Origin of the sequence: Paenibacillus sanfengchensis, from assembly GCF_036864765.1 — a bacterium.
Classification (GTDB): Bacteria; Bacillota; Bacilli; order Paenibacillales; family Paenibacillaceae; genus Fontibacillus; species Fontibacillus sanfengchensis.
The window spans coordinates 1-20,974 of the sequence record NZ_JBAGJC010000029.1 but is presented as its reverse complement, the minus strand read 5'-3'; the positions used below and the strand labels follow the sequence as shown (position 1 = coordinate 20,974).

At 45.7% G+C, this 20,974-nt stretch carries 19 protein-coding genes and 1 pseudogene; 7 read left to right on the top strand and 13 right to left on the bottom strand.

The genetic code is table 11. The annotated features are described in order from the left end of the window. Window positions 1–206: pseudogene (locus V4U84_RS26755) on the top strand (transposase); the annotation flags it as partial. Between the two features lie 38 nt (window positions 207–244). Further along, window positions 245–1,147 carry an IS3 family transposase gene (locus V4U84_RS26750; RefSeq protein ID WP_334074351.1) on the top strand — a complete coding sequence of 301 codons (903 nt, stop codon included), beginning with the start codon at window positions 245–247 and terminating at the stop codon, window positions 1,145–1,147. Between the two features lie 318 nt (window positions 1,148–1,465). Here the strand turns inward: V4U84_RS26750 and V4U84_RS26745 are convergent, their stop codons facing one another. The 5 genes from V4U84_RS26745 to V4U84_RS26725 all read right to left on the bottom strand — a co-directional run bounded on the left by V4U84_RS26745 (window position 1,466) and on the right by V4U84_RS26725 (window position 6,608). Beyond that, window positions 1,466–2,836, bottom strand: a complete 1,371-nt coding sequence (locus V4U84_RS26745) for a helix-turn-helix transcriptional regulator (RefSeq protein ID WP_334075047.1) — start codon at window positions 2,834–2,836, stop codon at window positions 1,466–1,468. Window positions 2,837–3,005: 169 nt separating this feature from the next. Beyond that, window positions 3,006–4,262 (bottom strand): hypothetical protein, encoded by a 1,257-nt coding sequence (locus tag V4U84_RS26740; protein ID WP_334078249.1) that lies wholly within the window; start codon window positions 4,260–4,262, stop codon window positions 3,006–3,008. A gap of 25 nt (window positions 4,263–4,287) precedes the next feature. Then, the gene (locus V4U84_RS26735) at window positions 4,288–4,674 is read right to left on the bottom strand and encodes a DUF6985 domain-containing protein (RefSeq protein WP_334078248.1); all 387 of its coding nucleotides are present in this window, start codon (window positions 4,672–4,674) and stop codon (window positions 4,288–4,290) included. A gap of 394 nt (window positions 4,675–5,068) precedes the next feature. Further along, a complete protein-coding gene (locus V4U84_RS26730; RefSeq protein WP_334075044.1) occupies window positions 5,069–6,052 on the bottom strand; it encodes a BtrH N-terminal domain-containing protein in 984 nt (327 codons plus the stop codon). Next, window positions 6,045–6,608: a PadR family transcriptional regulator gene (locus V4U84_RS26725; RefSeq protein WP_334075043.1), complete on the bottom strand. Its 564-nt coding sequence runs from the start codon at window positions 6,606–6,608 to the stop codon at window positions 6,045–6,047. The genes V4U84_RS26730 and V4U84_RS26725 overlap by 8 nt, the downstream gene beginning before the upstream one ends. A 202-nt stretch (window positions 6,609–6,810) precedes the next feature. On the opposite strand from V4U84_RS26725, the gene V4U84_RS26720 reads away from it, so the two are divergent. Then, the gene (locus V4U84_RS26720; protein WP_334078247.1) at window positions 6,811–7,923 is read left to right on the top strand and encodes an SMI1/KNR4 family protein; all 1,113 of its coding nucleotides are present in this window, start codon (window positions 6,811–6,813) and stop codon (window positions 7,921–7,923) included. A gap of 205 nt (window positions 7,924–8,128) precedes the next feature. Here V4U84_RS26720 and V4U84_RS26715 read toward each other — a convergent pair whose 3' ends face one another. The 8 genes from V4U84_RS26715 to V4U84_RS26680 all read right to left on the bottom strand — a co-directional run bounded on the left by V4U84_RS26715 (window position 8,129) and on the right by V4U84_RS26680 (window position 16,322). Beyond that, on the bottom strand, window positions 8,129–9,478 hold the full coding sequence (locus V4U84_RS26715) for a sodium-dependent transporter (RefSeq protein ID WP_334078246.1): 1,350 nt from the start codon (window positions 9,476–9,478) through the stop codon (window positions 8,129–8,131). A 181-nt stretch (window positions 9,479–9,659) separates the two neighbouring features. Beyond that, entirely contained in the window at window positions 9,660–10,367 is a 708-nt protein-coding gene (locus V4U84_RS26710; protein WP_334075040.1) for a DNA alkylation repair protein, read from the bottom strand. An 80-nt stretch (window positions 10,368–10,447) separates the two neighbouring features. Further along, window positions 10,448–12,220, bottom strand: coding sequence for a sensor histidine kinase (locus V4U84_RS26705; RefSeq protein ID WP_334075039.1), 1,773 nt, complete (start codon window positions 12,218–12,220; stop codon window positions 10,448–10,450). Continuing rightward, the gene (locus V4U84_RS26700; RefSeq protein ID WP_334075038.1) at window positions 12,217–12,897 is read right to left on the bottom strand and encodes a response regulator transcription factor; all 681 of its coding nucleotides are present in this window, start codon (window positions 12,895–12,897) and stop codon (window positions 12,217–12,219) included. Before V4U84_RS26700 ends, V4U84_RS26705 begins: the two co-directional genes overlap by 4 nt. 81 nt (window positions 12,898–12,978) lie before the next feature. After that, window positions 12,979–13,464 carry a DedA family protein gene (locus V4U84_RS26695; protein ID WP_334075037.1) on the bottom strand — a complete coding sequence of 162 codons (486 nt, stop codon included), beginning with the start codon at window positions 13,462–13,464 and terminating at the stop codon, window positions 12,979–12,981. Further along, window positions 13,464–13,994 carry a CDP-diacylglycerol--serine O-phosphatidyltransferase gene (gene pssA / locus V4U84_RS26690; RefSeq protein ID WP_334075036.1) on the bottom strand — a complete coding sequence of 177 codons (531 nt, stop codon included), beginning with the start codon at window positions 13,992–13,994 and terminating at the stop codon, window positions 13,464–13,466. The genes V4U84_RS26695 and pssA overlap by 1 nt, the downstream gene beginning before the upstream one ends. Before the next feature lie 815 nt (window positions 13,995–14,809). Continuing rightward, window positions 14,810–15,376, bottom strand: a complete 567-nt coding sequence (locus V4U84_RS26685) for a hypothetical protein (protein WP_334078245.1) — start codon at window positions 15,374–15,376, stop codon at window positions 14,810–14,812. A gap of 25 nt (window positions 15,377–15,401) precedes the next feature. Continuing rightward, the gene (locus V4U84_RS26680) at window positions 15,402–16,322 is read right to left on the bottom strand and encodes a copper amine oxidase N-terminal domain-containing protein (protein ID WP_334078244.1); all 921 of its coding nucleotides are present in this window, start codon (window positions 16,320–16,322) and stop codon (window positions 15,402–15,404) included. A gap of 232 nt (window positions 16,323–16,554) precedes the next feature. Here V4U84_RS26680 and V4U84_RS26675 point away from each other — a divergent pair, with 232 nt between their 5' ends. From V4U84_RS26675 to V4U84_RS26660, 4 genes are all read left to right on the top strand, one after another. After that, entirely contained in the window at window positions 16,555–17,490 is a 936-nt protein-coding gene (locus V4U84_RS26675) for an ABC transporter ATP-binding protein (RefSeq protein WP_334075033.1), read from the top strand. Between the two features lie 39 nt (window positions 17,491–17,529). After that, a complete protein-coding gene (locus tag V4U84_RS26670) occupies window positions 17,530–18,273 on the top strand; it encodes an ABC transporter permease (protein WP_334078243.1) in 744 nt (247 codons plus the stop codon). Between the two features lie 20 nt (window positions 18,274–18,293). Then, window positions 18,294–19,148, top strand: coding sequence for a MerR family transcriptional regulator (locus tag V4U84_RS26665; protein ID WP_334078242.1), 855 nt, complete (start codon window positions 18,294–18,296; stop codon window positions 19,146–19,148). Window positions 19,149–19,411: 263 nt separating this feature from the next. Next, window positions 19,412–20,626: an IS4 family transposase gene (locus V4U84_RS26660; protein WP_334077049.1), complete on the top strand. Its 1,215-nt coding sequence runs from the start codon at window positions 19,412–19,414 to the stop codon at window positions 20,624–20,626. Window positions 20,627–20,974 lie beyond the last annotated feature (348 nt).

Below are 20,974 nucleotides of genomic sequence, written 5' to 3'. Positions count from 1 at the left end.
GTTGGATTAGAGATCATCGGGACTCTATTTCGCCTGAAGAAATTCCTGCGGCAGACGAACATGTTCAAGAGTTGCAACGCCTGCAGGAGGTAGAGCAACGCTACCAAAAGGCCGTTAAGGTCCTTGGTGAAAAAGAACTCGAAATCGAAATTTTGCGAGAGTTGCTAAAAAAGCAAAACCCCGCTTATCTGAAAAATTTGAAATAGCCGACCCATTCATTAAGCGGGGGGAACCGGCAGCTGTTGTGCTGCGCATTCTTGGGTTGTCAGAATCAACGTATTACGACCGTAAAAAGCGACTGGCCCAGTCAGCAGAAAAAGGCGAAGAACGTCCAACCGAAAGCCGTGCAGGTCGTCCCGTGCCTGGATACTCTTACACGGCTACAGGTGAGAAAGTTAGCGACGCACAAATCAAAGAATGGCTGCTCGAACTCCTTGAAGGAGAAGAGTTTGTCTATGGTTATAAGTTTTTGGCCCAATCCCTTCGAGATAAGTATGATCTCATCTTCAACAAAAAGAAGTCTTATCGACTTTGCCAAGAGTTAGACATATTGCAGAAACCTAGAAAGCGCGTACGTTCCCACCCTCGCCGATTACCGAGAAATCGAGTTATAACGGGGTCAAACCAACTTTGGCAAATGGACATTAAATATGGATACGCGATCGGGCAGGAACGGTTCTTTTTTGTACTCAGCATTATAGATGTGTTTGACCGAATGGTAGTAGGGCAGTATAGAGGCCCAGTATGCGAAGCTAAACAAGTCGTCCAAACCTTATGGTATGCCTTGCAAGACCGTATAGAGCCCGGCGAGCCCATGCCGGTGGTTCGTACAGACAATGGTCCGCAGTTCGTCAGCAAGCTATTTGGAGATACCTGTGAAAGCTTGGATCTTATTCATGAGCGTATACCACCTCGGTCCCCCAATATGAACGCCTACATTGAGTCATTTCACAGCGTCCTGGAGCGCCATCTGTTTAGCCAAAGGGACTTTATGACCCTCGATGAAGCTTATGAGGCGCTGGACCAATACATGGACTTTTACAACAACCGAAAAATTCACGGTAACTTAAGAAAAATGTCTCCAGCGAAGTTCTCGATATGGGTGAGGACACTGGAAGACACCTCTGCCTTTCATAGAGCGGTGTAATACGGCAGAATAAGGAGCAATCCTGTGAATTCATAAACATTGTAGGGTAGGACTCCGGATTAAGGGGGCCTAGCCGGATTTGCAGGAATTCGATGTTATCCAGGTTGTCTGATGGGCACCAGCCGCAAAAAATAAAGCCTATTAGACAAAGGCATGTCTAATAGGCTTTGGGTTGATGGAGTCATAATATCATTTTACACGCCACCATGCTGGTGGCCAGAAGTTGTAACAACTGTTGATGTAGGTTGGCCAATGTAACTTAGACTCGGGGTAACCAGTATTAGAGATAAACATACCGTTGCTAGAGCCATAATCATTCTATTTTTCATGATACCGACGCACCTCACTAACTATGTTTTTATATTGTGAACACAATTCTTCCGTTGCCATATGTCTTACCTGTTCAAATAGTACCATAAACTTAATAATGCTGTCTTCTTTATTAATCAAAACCGAATTTTCCAGGCCCTGTATTAGATAATTGAATCCGTTTTTATAATCACCTTTATGTGTATAATAGTAAGTAAGGTCGTATAAAAACTCGTTATAGTGATCAGGTACTACCTGATTCATATAAAAATCAAAGGTTTGCTGACGTTCATATGCTTCTATTTCCGAACTAAATTCTTGAAAGATATGATCCACATCCATTTGATATTTGTTAGCGGCAAACAGAATATTAAATATGCCCTGTGAAATCTCCTCTGGATGTTGACGGAGATACTCTACATAATCCGTGAGAACACCGATATCCCCGCTCAAAAGTTTATTTACATAAATATTAGCTTGTGACCATCTCTTAAATAAATCTAACCAGTACTTGGTATCTTCGTCCGTTTCTTTTACCCAACTTAAATCCGCGTATTCATAGGTGTACTGTAAGGCCTTTTCATAATCACGCCTGCCATCACATACATCCGCACATAACAGTTTTTCGTATGCAATGTAGACAAATAACGGCCTGCTTAGTTTACGCTGAATTTCCTGGAATTCCTCCTCGGACCGTTTATCGCTGTAATATATTATTTTTGCCTTATGTCCCATCTCTTTAGCTAGTGCTTCCACCCTATCCCATTCCTGTAGAGCACGATACAAGTTAGCCAGATCCTTAAGCGCATCCAATTGTAGAACTTCATCCAATCGGTCAACAAAGGGTTCAAATTGATGCGCAAATTTTAGATTTCTCACCTGGTCTTCGCCGATTCGAATTTTGAACAGCCTGTACTGACATAAGGCTAGCCGCTCAGAATACTGCTTTTTCTCGCTCATCGCCACATTTTCGTACAGTATTTCTGCCGCATCAAAATTACCATTTTTAAATAACTCTTCTGCCAGTTCAAATAAAGGGTTGGAGTACATTAAATCGTCCAGTAATAAACTAACGATTTGCCGAACACAGTCCAACTTGCCCAGCGTTGCACAGTTATGAAGGAAGGGGCCGATTCGGCGCCAGTCGGGGTTTATATCCTGCAAATATTCTTCGAGATATCTTTCATAGAAATGTCCTTTAGGAAGTCCCAATACCTCTGTCATTCGGTCCAAATGATCAACGGTTAGGGTGCGATTCCCGTTAATCAAATAACTGACTGTTCCCACATTAATATCCAGCTTCTTGGCAAACTGGCTGATGTTCAAGTCATTTTGTTTGATATATTGCGTAACTTCTGCAAGTATCGTAGATGAACTCAACCCAACCACCCCATAAACAATATTGTATATGATGGTATTTTCTGTATATCAAAACTATATCCTTTTTTTGTACCCCGGTCAATTTGCCGAAAGTCAAAGTTCCCTCGGAAAAGGTGTACAAAAGAAAATAAGCTCAAGCGTCGGTAAGGGAAGCCCGGCGCTTGAGCTTTTATTCTAGGAGATTCCGGATCTCCGGATTGCAATCATACTTTATCTCATCTCTTAAAGATGTGGGCAGGATGTGATTAGCGATCATGATCGCTACACAGCGCTTACGACAAATAGAACATAGCCCTCTTTGGTACAATTCGATTAGAATCTTTTGACATGAAAGGGTTGGATTCTTCTCGAAGATCTTCAATATACTGAAGCCAACGTTATGAAACGAGTCCTTGTTACGTCTTTTAAATACAACGCGCTCCAGTAACTGTAGATCGTCTTCCATAAAATTATGAATAAAAAGATTCAGCGCTTCAAGTTCTGTGCTTTGTTGACCCATAAGCTGGATAGCAAGCCTATGAATGCGCTCATCCTTCATATTGTGAAGTACGCGAATCGCCGCCGATCGAAGACGGGGATGCTTCGATTGTAGAAAATCCATTATTTTTTGGGGATCAAGCGGAAATACCCTGCCTCCAAATATATATAAATATGCTTCTAGCTTTTTCGTATTTTTCTCTTTCAGCAGATCATTAGCCGCTCTTAATAAGTCTTCTTCCGTGGCCTTCATGCCCCATTTAAGATAAGAGTACAGGGGACGCCATAAGTTTCCCAGGGATGCCTTCAACTCATCATAAGACGCTTCGTGAATCGGCTTTGAGGACAAATCCTCTTTGGGTTCCCGGGTAGCCGAACGCAAAAACGCCTGTATGTTCGCATGCTTCCGGCTCACCAGCAGCCCGTTTACGTTGTCTTTTCCCAAGTGCTCATAAGCAAATTCCAAAAGAAATTTATCCGCTATATAGTCCGAGGACAATATCCCCTTACCGATTTGTTCTGCTACAAATAAAAAGCCTTGCTCACCTCCAGCTTCAATAATCTCCTCACCGCCAAGGAAACCATTCCAGCCTTCGCGGTAACGGAACGCTTTTTTCATGGTTGCCAGAGCTGTCGGGTTGCCATTTAAAGCAAAAAGCTTTGCTAACCGATAAACCTGCAAAAAGTCCCAATCGTCTTCTTCAATATCGCTCTCCAACGTTCTAAGAATTCTTTCTTGCAATGAATCGGACGCTTTAGATAGCTGTATGGCCTCCCAAAGATAATTCTCCCTGCTAATATCACATTGGGGATCATAGGCCGTATTTTTTATGCAAGCCTCATATATAGCTTCAACGTACTTATCGGAAAGTGTCGGTGATTGCTTCAGATAAAGGATAATACTCCCCAAGCCTCGGGCCAAATCATGGCGAAATTGTTTGATATTCATGGATTCCTCGTAAAAGCCCCCCCCACTATTCCCTATAGTCGTCTTCATCCCAAATGGAATGTTCCCCGTAACCCAGAAACTCCCGCACCTCGAGAACTTCCTGGCCCTTAATCATTATTTCAATCCCGTCTTCATAATCCCATTCCATTCCGGCGGAAAGGACCGCTCCAAACTGGGGATCCTGTGGATCATAGGGATTTCTATAGATATGAATGTCGCTTATCGAAATAAAAGGTATAATACTCCTCCCCTGAGCCTCCAACAATCCCTCGGCTCTTCCCAAATTGGGATAAGTATCGGTCAGAATCTCATCTTTCCAGGCACACATCTTTTCGCATAATTGATCAATTGCCTCATCAGGCAGAGCATTTAACCCCTGTTCGATATACGACTCCGCTACCTCTAAGCTCATGTCCTCCTCTCTGAAATGGTACTCCACTCGATCATTTGTCAAAGCAAACTGGCCAAAGCCTGAAATTGCCTAACCATTTGGCGCGTAAATGTCTTCCTCTTTTCCGACACTCTCTAAATGAAATTTGCTGATGATGGGTATCCCCTCCCAAAAAGATGCGAATCTGCAGGTATTTAAGCCGATTTCCGTGATAAAACAAAAAAAGATGCAAATCTGCAGGTTTTTCTAGCGATTTTAGAGAAACGAGCCGGTTTCGTCGAAAATTCCTGCAGATTTGCAGACATTTTAAAATTTTGGTCCCGAACAGAAAAAAAAACATGCAGATTTGCAGGAATTCGTGATAATCAAGGTCGTCCGAGGCCAGACGGTACCTCTTGCCCAGGAACTCAGCCCTTTAGTTACATAATAATCCCATGGCTACGCGCTCTTTATCCGCAATCTCGAGCAAAAGCTTGGAAGCCTGGTTTAACTCCTGCTCGTTTCCCGTTCTACCCGCAAGGTCGATCAATGAAGAAACGTTAACCCACAATGGAGCGATTTCAGTAAACATCAGGTATGCCTGTTCTACTTTTGGGTCTCCGAACAGATCGACGCATTCTTTTAGAAAATCCCGATACAGATTTCGAAACAAAGCGCCGCCCGTTCCCGCTCTTTCCATCAATAACGCAGTCAAGCATAGATCATGCTCAAAATGGTTGCTGCGGGAAGGCCATTTCAGGATTTCTTTGCTCATTTTCATAATGCCTTTATTCCCCATATTTCGAATGGGCGGATTCAAATAGTCTTGGGCATTCCGGGTTAAGGATGAACGTATAGCGGGGATAAGCGGCGGAAGGGTGCCGATCGGCTCGATCGTAAAGGAACGATTCCTGGAGCTCATGGGTCCCTTTGCGTTTCTAGCCATCGCCAAATGAGCCAAACTCGTCTTCACAGGTCCTCCCTGTTGTCTAGTATCCGCCATGTACGCGTATTCGTCATCCATGCCATATATCACTGCATAGTGGGCGGCAAAGTACACTTTGTTCGTGAAATAATCCAAATAATAGGAGTCCAACTTAAGCCCCACAGGAATTCCGCTTTCGATGAAGCTCCGTACATTCCGCCACGCTTTTTCGACGGACGAGGTTTCTTGCGTCTTGACGGTGATGTTGAGCCGGGATGCTATGCAAGCAGTGATTTCATCCGGCTTCGCCCTTCCCCCAATAAAAGGAAAGTCCATTCCCTTCGAATCCCAATAAATGAATCCCAACCCTTGCCCAAGGCCGAATAACATCGGCTCCGATAGTCGGACTCCTGCAAATTGAAGTAAATTGCCCATGGTTGTCGTCTCGCAATGTTCCCCTTGAAAAGGGGTGAAACCTTCAATGATTTTAGTCATGATCTCTCGTCTCCTCCAACAATTCGTTGATTATTTTTGCAACGAACGCTTGCTCGCTCTCAATAAGACTCATCGGATGAAGGAATAGCGCCCTTACGTACAGCGGTAATCGAATGGAGCCTTGCGATTCGTACTTCTGTCTTATATGTTGTAAAGCCTCTCCAAGCACAACCTGCCGATTCCGCAATGCTTCAATCGCTTCATCCTTATCGATAAAAGGTAAAGCGGCAAGCCCGAGATCGAATCGGTTATCGCGCTCTCGCGAAGATGAAAGGCCGGCGATGATTTCATTCCTCAGCGTGGTCATCCCGGCTTCCGTTAGGACAAATCGGATCGGCATAGGTCCCTTGCCGGACTTCTCACCTGAATCCTCGGACTCGATCAATCCTTTATGGTTCAATTTCTTCAGTCCTGCGTAAACCGAAGTCGTGCCGATATTCGCCCATTCCCGATAGCCGCGTTGATCGATTAACTTATTAATGTCGTAACCTGACGCTTGATTGCATTCCGCGATAAGTTGCAGCAGCATAAATTCAACATTCGAAAGTTGGTTCATTGCGAGACCCCTCATAATTGGTATTTCATATGTGTAATATAACATGAGTGTAATATAAGAACAATCACGGCGCTTCCATATCGTGGACTTTATCATGGACTTTTTTAGACGAGGATATTTACTTGGAAAGGCCACAAGACATGTCCTGCCACGATCCTGTAAAATAAGAACTTAGAATATATACATAGGAGCGAGTAAAACCATGATGGATCATTTTAAAAGTTTATTCCGCAAAAACGCCGAACCGCCCCAGCCGAGTGAATTTATCCAAACCGTCAACATGCTGCTGAATGAGTATAAGGACTTGTATCAAGGGGAATGCCCTTATGTCCTTAATGAGGGATTATCGGAAAGCCAGGTTGAAGAGTTTGAGGCGGCGGCCGGCACCACACTCCCGCAGGACTATCGGGATTTTCTGATCCATATTGGAGACGGAGCCGCCAAGAAGCGGCAATTCCCCTTATCTCTGTCACATGCCAAGGATTGCATGGAATATTGCTTGCAGGAGAAAACGGAACTCGATTATATGAGCCGCCCTTTCAGTGCGGACAGCTGCAATAAGGCATTTCATGAGGACTACGAAGATTGGGATAGCGACATGGATGATGATGCGGCGGACGAGCACTATAACCGGCTCTATAGCAAAGCGCTGCAAGGCACGATTACCCTGCACCATGACGGATGCGGGTATTATATCGTGATGATTGTTTCCGGTGAATTGGCCGGTCAACTCTACTACATAGATACTTGTCATGGACAAGGTATCCATAAAGTCAGCGATTCTTTTTCCGAGTATTACCTGAAATGGCTGGGGCGCCAAATATTGGAGAGACGAGCGGAACTGGAACGGAATGATCCGTTCGATTGCGTGATCACCAAGGTCAAGCTGGGCGGCAACGTGAGGGATTTAACGGTAAAAAAAGCGCATCCCCCTTTTGAATTTCAATTTGAATATTTTTGTCCCGGGGATTTTGCCCTTGAAGGGGGACATACGGATCTGACCCGGGTTCATGACCGATTGGTCGTTTCCTTGTATATGGAGAATAGGACTTTCAGCCCTTTGGAATATAAAAAAATGGAGGGAGGCGCCGGTCCGCATATGAACCTCGTAGGAGACAGGTCCGAGCATATCGTAATTGGCCAAGTCCCGAGATTATTCCAGTATGATACGGGCGAGCTTGCCTTCCCTCTTTATGTGGACGAACTTGAACAAGAAATTCTGATCCGGGGACTGGACATTCCCGATTTGGCGGCAGGTGACCGGCTTCAGATAAAGGGCAGATTATGCGGAGAGGTGTATCAGATTCGGCGGTAGGCGGGCTGCTAGTCCGGCAAAGTAAACGTGTCGTTTCTTGCGGATGATATGAGGAATGGCAGATTGCCAGTCGATGTTCAGTATAATGAACTTTTGTAGGTGACACGGGTTTTGCTTGTGTAGAACAACAAGCCGGCTACACTTATAATCAGGCAACCGGCAGAAAAAGACCGCTCTCCATTTGCGTGGAGAGCGGTCTTTGTTACTAAAATTTAAGAATTCCGGTTGTATGCAGCAGCACCAGGAACACGAGCACCGGAGCAATATACCGGAGCATGAACAGCCATATCCGGAACCAGCCCGCTTTGAGCCCCGCGGCCTCCGCAGCATTTTTCCAGAAGTATCCAGTAAAAACGGTAGTGATAAGACCGCCGATCGGAAGTAGAATATTCGCTGTGATGAAATCGAGCCAGTCAAAGAAGTTTTTCCCACCCATATCCGTTAAGGCCGGCGCGATTCCAAAGGACAAGACGGAAGGAAGCCCGATCAACAGTACCAGCGTGCTGACGATCACCACGGACTTCACACGTCCCCATCCCCAACGGTCCATAACGTAGGATACCGGGACTTCAAGCAGCGATACCGCGGAAGTTAACGCCGCAATCGCCAGCAGTACGAAGAACAGCCCTCCAAAGAATGCTCCCAGCGGCATCGCCGAGAACGCGGCGGGAAGCGCTATAAAGACCAGGGACGGACCCGCATCGGGTTCAATGCCGAAAGAGGCGGTTGTCGGGAAAATAATCAACCCCGCAATGAACGCATAGATCAAGTCCCCGGCTCCAATCGCGAGGGTAGCCGTACCGAGAGATTGACGTTTGTCCACATAAGCCCCGTAGGTAAGCAGAATACCCATCCCGAGCGACAGGGAGAAAAAGGCATGTCCCAGCGCCACCAATGCGGCTTCCGGGCTTAATTTCGAGAAATCAGGATGGAGAAAAAAGGATACGCCAGCTCCGGCTCCGGGCAAGGTTACGGCCCGGATCATCAATACGATTAGGAGAATGATCAGGCCGGGAATCAGCACCTTGTTGAATTTTTCGATGCCTCCGGAGATCCCTTTACCCACAACCCACGCGGTGATCAGGATAGCCACGATCTGCCAAACGATCGGCATGTAGCCTTGGGAAAACGAGCTGAATTGTCCACTATAGTCGGAATTGCTGTACAGACTTCCGTTAAAGGACTGCACGGCATAATGGAGCGTCCAGCCGGCAACGATGACATAAAAGGTTAGAATAAGAAAAGGTGCGATCACCTGCAGCAAACCGAGACGACCGAAAATTTTCGAGCCGCCGGCTTTTACAAACGACGTGGACGCACTGCCTCGGCCTGCTCGTCCGATCGCCAGTTCCGCCAAAAGCAAAGGCAAACCGATCAAGATCAAACAGACGATGAACAACAGAAAGAATGCGGCTCCTCCGTTTTCACCCGTAATATACGGGAATTTCCACATATTACCCAGACCCACGGAACTGCCGATGGCGGCCAATATAAAACCAGTTGAGGAAAAACGATCATTTCTTCCCTGCACTGGGTAATTTTGCGATGTTTGCATAGAATGGCTCCCCCAGTTTATTTTTATAAAGTTCTTTTTATTATATTTCAAATTACACAGGAAAGGGATATGAAATTTTTCCTAGCAAAAGTTCCTCTTAATACTCTTGAATGATGTGAGGATGAACCTCAAAGTCTTACTTTTGTGCATCTGGCGGTTGACCGAAGCGCTAACCTCCGGTTTAACACCGTACATATTTCCGTTTAAATCCAAGCTTCCCCCGGTCTAGGGTCTTCTGAATATTGTCGGAAGCCTGCAGGAAGCTGCTCTTTTTGTTGTCCCGTTTCATTTCCACCGGTCCGACGGCCTTGGCGGTCTCGACCGCCTGATGATGGAGCGGCAAGTACGATACGCCTACAGTGTATATAAAATTGTTCATTGCGGACTTCGTTCGTTCGGGAGCCCCGTGAATCGTCTTTTCCACAGTTTCAAGCATACGGGCAAGTTTGCTCTCGGAAAATTCACTATCCGGCCGGCTCCCCAACAGCCAGCAGTAACAGCTCCAGCCCGCCGACATTCTCAGCTCTTCGCCGCTGGCGATCCACTTGTCGGCAACTTCTTGGGCAATCTCCGTTTCCGCCAAGGTTACCGCCACCACATAGTCGGACAGCATATAGAAATAAGCCCCATCCATCCAGCGCTCAAAATCCGCTTCCGTCATCGCCTGCGGATCGGCAATGATGCCGGCAAAATACATCGCATCGTAATTTCCCGTAGCGTATAGCTGCTCGGCCAACGGCTGATTGATTTTGATCTTCTTGAAGAGAGGTTTCATTTCTCCTGTGGCCACGCCAAATAGCGGTTCACGAGCGCCATTGGATAAGTACATTTTTTTGAGCCGTTCCTTGCCGAGCGCTTCGAGTTCCTGCATCACCGATTCCAGATCCATCGTTTGATCACAAGCCTCCCTATAGTTCATTGATTCTTCATTAAGCTTACTACGCGAAGCCCCCTTGGCTCAAGTTAAGATCATTTCCAAAACTTAAGAGAAAACCTGACACCGCCGTCCCTGTTCTCCACCTGGTAATCACACTCATGCAGCTCCAAAATCCGTCTGACAATAGCGAGTCCGAGGCCCGTTCCTCCGCTTTTGCGGTCCCTTGATGGTTCTACCCGAAAGAATCGCTCCCAAATTCGTTTCAGGTAAGCGTCCGGAATCGCCTCGCCTTTGTTATGGATGGAATAGACACAGGCTTCGCCTTCTGCGAAGACGCGGATCTGGATGGTGCTGCCCTCTTCGGCATGGCGGATGGCATTGGTCAACAAATTCATCACAACCTGTTCCATCTTGGCGGCATCCGCCATAATTTCCCGTTCGCCATCCCGATTGACCCGGGCGGTAAGCCTCTTTTCCCGCAACTGATACACGAGCTTCTCCAGCATATCCTCCGTAAGTTCTCCGAGCAGAATCGGAGATTTGTAGAGTTTGACGGTAGGCGACTCCAGCCGTAACAGATCCAGCATATCCTGAACGAGTCGCTCCATTTTTTCGCTCTCCTCCAGAATTACGCTGACATAATGATCCTGCCGCCCCGCGCTGATTCCGTCCCGCAGGCCTTCCGCGAATCCCCGCACAATGCTGATCGGCGTCTTGAGTTCATGCGAGGCGTTGGCGAAAAAGTCTTTCTGCAGCTGTTCCAGCTCTTTGTTCTGTTCGATCTCCCTTCTTAAGCGGGCATTCGTATCATTCAGTTCCCCCAGCGTCCTCTCCAACTTGCTGGACAATTCAAATAGAGTATTAGATAGGCTGCCCAGTTCATCTTTACGTTGAATAGGCTTCCCCCCGGAAAAATTCAATTGCTTCATGTCCTCAGCCCGCTTGTTCAGCAGCAAAAGGGGACGTGTGAGCATACGGGAATAAAAGATGGAAAGCAGCATGATCAATATGAAACCGCCGAGGCCCAGATACCCATAGAACAGGCGCAGCGCGCTATTCGTCTCCTTGATCTCCTGCAGTGAAGTTACGAGGAACAGCACTTTTACCCCGCCGTCCGGACCGAGTACCGGCTGCATAATAATCCCATTTCGGCTCCCGGTCCACGGATCGGTCCACCTCTGCTCAACCGGTTCCATTCTCCTTAATTGTTCCGTATACGCTGTCGACAGCGGAAAAAATTCGTCCATGGCCGAATAGAGAACACCTAGACGTATGCCCGCTTTACTGAGATTGGGGATGCTGATCTTCTCCACTTTGCCTCTCACCACATCGGATTCCATACCTCCCGCCTCGATCTTTCCGATCTCTTGAAAGAGGGCCGCATTTCTTTCATCGATTTTTTTGAGATAATGCGGATAAAAGGTGATGCTGCCTGTACCCTCGACGAACTCTCCCCGTAACTCCACTTCCTCTCCAACATTAATGTTCATGCGCTTTAAATCTTGCCTGTAAGCACTGACGAAATAAGATAGCGAGACGTCAATCACCTTGCCGTCCTCGCGGATCATCCGCATACGAAAGGGGTCATCGATCGTCAAATTCCCCGCAAAATCCGTCAATGTAAAATCGGCTCCATTCTTGTGCATCTGAAGCCAAGTCTTCGAGTACGGCTCACGGGCCGCTTTCGGGTTCTTTTGGTATATCGCCGCTAACGACACCGCCGCCCGTTCCAACTTGTGCATCTTGCGGTGCTCATAAAATTCGGGGAAAACCAGGAGCTGGCATAAGAGCACGATCACATAAAAAAGAATAAAGATGACAGCCGTAGCGATAAAGAGCTTGGTTGTTATGCCGAATCGCTTCATGGAGCTTCCTCATAAATGTACCCGATCCCGAATATGGTCCGGATACAGTCTGCAGCCGGTCCCATCTTGCTTCGCAGCTTCTTGATGTGCGTATCCACGACCCTGATATCCCCTTCGTAATCCGGCCCCCAAGTGTGGCTCAAAATCGTATCCCGCGGCAGCACGATCCCCCGGTTGCGCAGCAGTAACTGCAGGAGTTCATACTCCTTAGGTGTCAGGTCGATCAACTCCCCGTCCCTTTCCAAGCGCCGATTATAAATATGCAGCATAACGCCGCAGCCCACCGGCGCATACGGATTGGGCGTGAGTTGGCCGTCGATTCGCTTCATCAGCACTTCAGCCTTCGAGACAAGCACTTTGGGGCTAAATGGCTTGGTGACATAATCATCCGCTCCCAATTCATAACCCTCGATCTGACGCTCATCCCCGGATACCGCAGTTAAAATAATGATAGGGACACCGGAGCGCCGGCGAATTTGGCGGCACAGTTCCCACCCGTCCATCTCGGGCATCATCAGGTCGAGAATCACAAGATCCGGCATTTCCGTCTCGAACGCGTAAAGCCCCTCCTCGCCATCCCCCGCCTGGCACACCTCCCAGCTTTGGGCAACAAAATAATCGGAGATGAGCTCCCGGATTCGATGTTCGTCCTCAACAATCAGTACTTTCTTCGTCAAAACCGCGCTCTCCTTTCCGACGGCCCTTCTATTTTTCTTTGGCAACGCCGTTTATCCTAATATTAAAGATCCCTCTACCCGTTAGTGGGCAAACCCCAGAATTCTTCCCGCCATGATAAAAATCAAACACCAAAAAAAGGCGCCGATCGACGCGAACAGACAGTATTTTCGCAGCGGCATTCGGCTTATTCCGCACAAGTAGCAGGTGACATGCCGAAGTCCGGGAATAAAATAGCCGATCACGATGGAGAAAGGGCCGTATTTATTCATCCATCTTTCGACCTTGGCGATCCGGTGCGGCTTTAACCCCACCCATCTCCCGAAGCGGTCCAGAAAGGGACGGCCGGCTCTTTTACCGATCAAGTAGCTGATGAGCATGCCGCTCAGCGCGCCGACAAAGCTAAAGAACAGCGCATAGGGAAGCTTCATCGTACCGATTAAAGTCAAATATCCAACCGCGGTCATCAGCAGTTCATCCGGTATGGGCAAGCCGACGATCCCCAGCGTTAAGAGAAAGAGTATAGCAACGTACCCGTAATCCGACAGAAATTGAAGCGCCGAAGCCATCAGCAATCCTCTGCCACTTCGGGCTTTATTTTTTTCAAGCTGGGAAAAGAAAGCCTGCTGACCATCAGCAAACTAAGCAGCAGCGCTCCGAACGCCACCAGCATCGGGTTTAGCGATAGGGTCAACAGCACAATGAGCAAGATGGCCGCCAGCGGGATCGGCATGCCGACAAAGCCCGGCATATGGCTCTGCGCCGTGTTAAAGCGCGCCAGACGCAGGGCACCACAGCAGACATATGCCAAGCAACTGGCCGCTCCCAATACTCGGATTTCATGCAGCGAAGTGACGTAGGCCAGTGCGGCGGGGGCGATGCCAAAGGTGACAAGGTCGGCCAGCGAATCAAGCTCCCTGCCCATTTCCGAGACGGCGTTCAGCTTTCTGGCGCAAAAACCGTCAAAAAAATCACAGAACAACCCCAGCAAAATCAGCATCATGGAAGCTGCGGTTTGACCCTGGTATATGAATAAAATAGCCGAAAAACCCAATAATAGATTGCCCAGCGTCAACACGGACGGAAATACTTTTTTCATTATAAATCACTCCATATCATTTCGGCTTAAACTCCGGCGTGTCCAATTTTTTCCGGCCGCTTTTGACAATTGTAGACAAAAGTTGTGTTCTTCTTGTGTTCTCGGCGAGGCCATGCAAAAAGGCCCTTCTCCGTCAAGGGAAGAAAGGCTTCAATATACTATAAAACACCCATCTTAAAAATAGAAGAGCTATCCGATGGATAGCCCTGCATACGTATACTTCTGCCTCATCGGACATCGTAGTAGGAGAAAATGAGGATACGCTGCTTCAACTCTGATTTGGAGGGAGGTGCTCGCTAAGTACGCCGTCTCACGCCCACAGACATCAAATCGTTTTTAGCCCACGGCGATCAAGGTGCCTTGCGCACTTTCCAACCTTTCCAACCCTTCCAACTCCAAAAAGATGCAAATCTGCAGGAATTCAATGTGATCAAGTTCGTCTGACGGGGCACTACTTAGTTCTCCCCGCTACTTGCCTTTTCGGCAGTACTTCAACCGCAATCTCCGCCACTTTCTCAGAGCTGTACGGCGATGACTCTCCACCAACGAATATGTTCATATTACGAATATCAATCAAATAACTACCAGGCTCGTGGATCACAATCGACTCGCTAAACTCCCTATTCTCGTTCATCTGAAAGACTGTTCGGTTGCTGCTTGTTTGATAGTCTCCATTCTGAAACTTCATCAATTCCCATCCAAGACTCTGAATAGAATCCGTAATGACAGACCCGCTAACTTCTATGGCTTCTCCAGCCTGTACCCGAAGGTAGCCTTGTGTTGGTTTATTAAACACGAGATTATTCGCATACGTATCATGGGTATATCGGACAGGAATCAAGGATGGATCTTTTAACAATTCGATTGACGATGATGTCTGCAGATGGATTGTCACTGGAGTAAATCCCCAGCGGATTCGGTCCTGGACGGAGATCAACGGAAAACTTAACCCGATTAAATTCACGATTTCCCATTTTAATCGGTTTGTCGTTGGTCTTTGACCCTCTACTATCTGGAACGGCTAACATTCCGGCAGGACCCAAGCTTTCCATTAAAAAAACATCTCCGTACCCCTTTTGAATCAATGAACTGAACGTGATACGCCCCGCTTCTGTCGTATAGACAGGGTGCAAGACCTTCGCTGACATCTCATTCCTCGTCAACTGCAAGGTTCCCTGGCTCCGCTTGTAGTTGATGTTCATCTTCGGCAACATTGAAACTGGAATGTACAGCGTATTGTTTTTCATAAACGGTGGCAGAATTTTCGCCGGACCATCGAACAGCTCAAGTTTACCGTTCGATTCAAAATATTCCGAAATGTTGCGGTGCAACTTAAATAAGAAAGAGCGATCAAAGTGATGCTTTCCTATAAATAAAAACACATTCAGTAGGATCAACGGAGTTCAATTAAAGGTCGTTCGGGACCTTCTGTATGATATCGGAATACACCTTATAGCCTGAATTTGTTATTGACTTCATTGACCTATGTTCCGTTTCGGGATCTTCCCAATAAGAAATCTCGATTATGGAAGTGTTCGAATGGCGATAAAAATTAACGCCAAACAAAAGTGGCTCTAAAACAGGGTCGGAGGTGTTCTTCCCGGTGATATTCCCGGCTTTGTGCGAAAAGTTGGACCGGTCGCCTATCGTATATTGACCTATGGCTATCGCTTTACCATCTTCAATTTTCACAATCGTATAAATATAACTATCAAAAAATTCATACATATCCGCCCTTCCCACTGGGAAAGTGTAGGAATGATAGTGCTTTGTTCTACCGAAATCAAGGATTTTAAAGTCGGTCGTTATCGGCAACGAAATCGCCGCTCTACGAGCAGCTACCAGATCGGACTGATCAGGATTACCGGGATTCGACGCATAGTCGGGGGAACGAACAAAGATGATATCCCGAATGGACTCATGCTGCACCTCATATCCCATACTTTCTGAAACAAAGCGGATCGGAACAAGCACTCGGCCATTCTTGCTTTGAGCAGGTACAGCCATTTCAATCGATTTGCCGTTTTTGGAGGCAATCTTGTTGTTCAAAGTAACGGTTAACACATCTCCTGCCGGATTCTTAATCGTCACGGTCTGGGAAGCAGCGTTCCAACTATACGATAATCCTAAAGGGGAAAGGGTACGGATCGGAATCAACAAACTTGAATGGCTTACAAAAGGCTGTACATCCAACGGGATAAAAGCTCCATCGAGGTTGATTTCATAGGAATTGTTGTTACTAGTTTTGGCAGCGTTAATAGGGGAGGCTCCTAGCAATCCCAAACCCAAACTAAACAACAATACGATTGCCGAAAGTTTTTTCTTCATATTGATCTCCTTTCCCACACCATTCAAGTGTTAAAATTCGGTCGAAAAGCAGACCATTTCCATATCTAAGCATACGCAAAACTAGTTTATAATTGGAAACCCGTTATTTTAGACGCTGGAGTTGGTAATTTGTTCCGTTTACTTAGCTTTCTTAGACAACATAGGCCCCTTGACTTTCCTATTGTAGGATAGTTTATGATCGCTTTGCATAACCAATAAGGGAGTGAAATCATTGGAAGCTATTACGGTGAGAGAACTGAATAAGACATTCAAAAACGGAAAAAAGGCTTTAAACCATTTCAACTTAACGGTCTCACAGGGAGAAATATTCTCCCTGCTTGGTCAAAACGGAGCGGGTAAATCAACATTGATTAACATTTTGACCACTTACATCTTACCGACTTCCGGGGAAATCACAATTATGGGGTATCATCTAAAGAAGGAAAGCCAAAGCATCCGAAACTGCATCTCCTGTGTCGCACAACATACATCCATAGACAAACATATGTCGCTTAAGGAGAATTTGCAGTTTCAAGGCAGACTGTTCGGACTGGACTCTGCCACGATCCAAGCTCGCAGTGAAGAACTAATTCAAGCCTTTCACCTAACTGAATATTGTGATTTTAATGTTTCCGAATATTCTGGAGGGGTGGCAAGACGGCTCGATATTGCCATGAGTATGATATCCCATCCCAAAGTTTTATTTTTGGATGAGCCAACCGTCGGTTTGGATATAGAATCAAGACAAATTTTGTGGCAAATGATGAAGACGATTCAAGAGAAGTTTAACACGACCATATTTTTGACAACTCATTATTTGGAAGAAGCCCAATTACTAAGCGATACCATTTGTATTATGAAAGACGGGCAACCCCTAATTCAAGGTAGTATGGAAGAACTTAGGAAATATTTCAGCGAACCTGTTATTCGAGTTGAGCTTAATACCGTTGATGATATTGCTGCGATCGTAGAACGTTTGAATGCTCAGGACGTTATCAAACACGTAAGAGTCGAGGAAAAGACATTATACATCTCTGTAGATGACAGCTCCGAAGGCTTCGCCAAAACCAATTTATTATTAACCGAGAATCATGTTGGATTTTGTGCCATAGAGATTCAAAATCCTTCGTTATCCGATATTTTCCTGAAATTCACTAGTCAGCCATAAAGATGAGCTTATAAATTGATTTGACGGGGAGGAAGTAGAATGAGAACCTTCAGCATCGTCTTAAGAAATGTAAAATGGCGGTTTAAAAATATGGAAACTATAATTATGACACTCATACAGCCGTTAATTTGGCTACTGTTATTTACTACGATGTTCCAATCGGAAACGTATGTTGGTGATAATTATTCGGCTTATACACTTCCGGGAATTCTCATTCTCGTAACGCTAACTTCATCCGGTATGAGCGGAATTTCTAACTACTCCTGGAAATCCGACGGGATTTTTTATCGAATATTCATCTCTCCTGTAAAAAGAAACTCTATTGTATTAGGGCATATTTTTGATGCAGCTATTTTAACTTTTATCGAAGTTTTTATACTCTTTATTTTTTCTTTTTTCCTGTCCGTCAAAATAGCAACTGGTGTGCTCGGGTGCCTACTTATTATTGGTTTAATATTCTTAACCGTTTTTTTTGTAGCAAGCCTCTCCTATGCACTTAGTATGATTTTTAAAACGGAAAACTCCTTTTTGGCCATTGTCAATACATTGATACTTCCCATCTTTTTCGTGAGCACTTCACTGATGTCTTATGAATATATCCCGGCTGCTTTCAAAATCCCGGTCTCGTTAAACCCTTTCACCTATGTTATAAATTGTATAAGGGAGTTAATTTTACAAAACTTTATTAACTGGAACTCTATACTAGGAACCTTCTTATTATTTCTGATCCTGGGCGCTTTGGCATTTCTGATCGCAATACATGTATTAAAAACCAGAAACTAGTCATGTTGGGGAGGATTTCGATGCTTAGAATTAGTGACTTTTCAATACTTTCGCAGTTAAGCACTAAGATGCTGAGGCATTATGCTGACATTGATTTACTTCCCCCAGGCTTTATTGATGAAAGTACAGGTTACCGGTATTACTATGAGCACCAGTTAGCAGTAGCTAACAAAATAAACATGTTAAAGACCATGGGATTCAGTCTGCAACTCATTAAAAAGATTTTATATGAATATGATGAGGACATTCATCTGATGAAGTTCTTGAATATGCAAGCGGTACAATTGCAGGAGGAAATAAATGAGAAGCAAGGTAAAATATTGTTGATCAACTCTATGATTAAACATCTAAACGCTCAGAAAGATGCATCAAAATATACGGTTACGACGAAGAAGATTCCGCAAAGACGGGTGATTTATTTACGCGCACAGATCAAGCAGTATCAGGATGAAACCCTGTTATGGACAAAACTGTCCAGGATCATTCGTGCCCGGAATATACGGCTAAGCTACCCGCATTATAATACAGCGGTCTTTTACGAGGAAGATGTCCAAAATCAAAGAATTGATGTTGAAGTTCAAAAATGCATTTCAGGGGATTATGAAGATGTGCGGGAAGCAAATATTAAAACGGAAAATGAACAAACCGTAGCTTCATTTATTTACGAAGGACACTATAACAAACTTAGTGAAGTGAATGAAACGGTCGCTCATTGGATCTTAGATAATGATTATGAACTGAACGGCCCCCAATTTAATATCTATCATATCTCCCCTGAAGAGGCCGACGAATCTGCCAATTTATTGACCGAGATTTGTTTTCCTATCAAGAAAAAGACAAAGCCCATAGGACAGGATAAAGGAAGGTACCATTAAAGGTCGTTCGGGACTTTCTGTATGATAGAATTCCTGCAAATCTGCATGTTTTTTTCTTGTTTGGGCCCCAAATTTGAAAATCCCTGCAAATCTGCAGGAATTTTTGACGAAACCGGCTCCTATCACTAAATTCGCTAGAAATACCTGCAGATTTGCAGTAATCTTGCAAAAAAAATGACATAAAAAGTAAGAAGAATAATTTACAAAAAAAGGAGACCCCAGTTATCGTAGAATTGTACAGACACATACGAAAGGAGGTCTCCTTGAATAAAAAGATACCTAACCCATCCGTGATTCGTCAAGCCTTAGGTTGGTTGGATGTCCATGTGCGTTTACTCTGTGGCGATCATTACGCCAAGAAGCTTTGCTTTGGCAACACGATTCTTCTCTTTCTGGAGGCCATTTTGCAAAAACGGAGTTCACTAGATAACATCACAGAGCATTTACGAAGTGCTCCGTGGCTGCAAAAATGGGTAGGCTTGGAGTCGATCCATGCTTCCTCCTTAAATCGAAAACTAGCGCAAATTCCAACCGACAGTGTTCGTAACTTGTTCCTCCAGCGTCTCAAAAACCTGTGGCATCACCAGGGACCTACACTACCGAAAAAGCTCAAGGGACTTGGGCGACTGGCCGCGGTAGACTCCTCGTCAATCACTCTGAGCCTACCGCGAGGGAAGTGGGCATTACGCCAAGCGGGAGAGAGTGCGGTAAAAATGCATACCTGCCTGCATCTCACCGGCGAGATAAGCGCCTGGCTAAAAGGCATCGTACTCTCCACGGCGATGGTGGCCGACCTAGACTCGGAAGTGCTGGAACACCTTGTTTGGGAGCCAGGAACCACCTATTTGTTTGACCGAGGTTATATCTGTTACGGACAATTCCTCCATTGGGATCGAAATCAGATTTACTTTGTGGTCCGACTTAAGAGCAACAGCAGAGTACGGGTGCTTCAGTCCAAGGTCGCGGGGAGTTTCATCAAGCGGGATGCCGAAGTAGAAATCAAGGACCCGGATAGCCAACAAACCGGCGTGTTCCGACTGGTCGAGTTTGAGTTTATCGACAATAAGCACAAGGTTCATCAAGTGCGAGTTCTAACGAACCGCTGGGATGTAAAAGCGGAAGATGTGGCCCGAATGTATCACTACCGCTGGAAAGTGGAACTATTTTTTAAATTCATGAAGTCAAATTTGCATCTGAAAAAAATATACAACAACAAGCCACAGGCGGTATGGAACCTGATTTATTTAAACCTACTGGCGTACGTAGTGTGTGAAGAAATCCGGTATCTCTACGCTCCGGATCTGCCCATTGGCCAAGTGACGAGGAAGATGCGTGCGTATTTAACGAATGCGTGGACCGATTTTTTGGACCGTTTACATCCAGTGACGCAGCGGACGAGTAAGGGCCGAAGGAAAAAGGGCGGTCGTCCAAGAATTCATCCAGAACGTTTGGAGAAACTACGGATGATCTATTACTAAAAAAATGTAGAACCAAAACAGAAGAAAAACTATACTCTGGAAAAAAATGTGTCTGTACGTTTGAAAGTAAGGTGGGGCTTTTTTTTGCCTTTTTGGGAGAGGCGAAACATCACTGGCAAACAAGTTGAACTAGAGCATAGGATGGGAAAAGGCAAGAGGGTGAAATGATTCTGGAGAAGCGTAGCGTTCGCCTTTGTTACCGGACTTCTACCTTATCTGAATTTAATTCATCAAGAAATCCGGGAGCAACAGCGATCGGAAGAACATTTCACCCGGCTGCCTCTATCCCTCCATCATTAGTTCAACTCATTACGACTAACTGATGTTAAGGTTTTTGCAAGATTAATG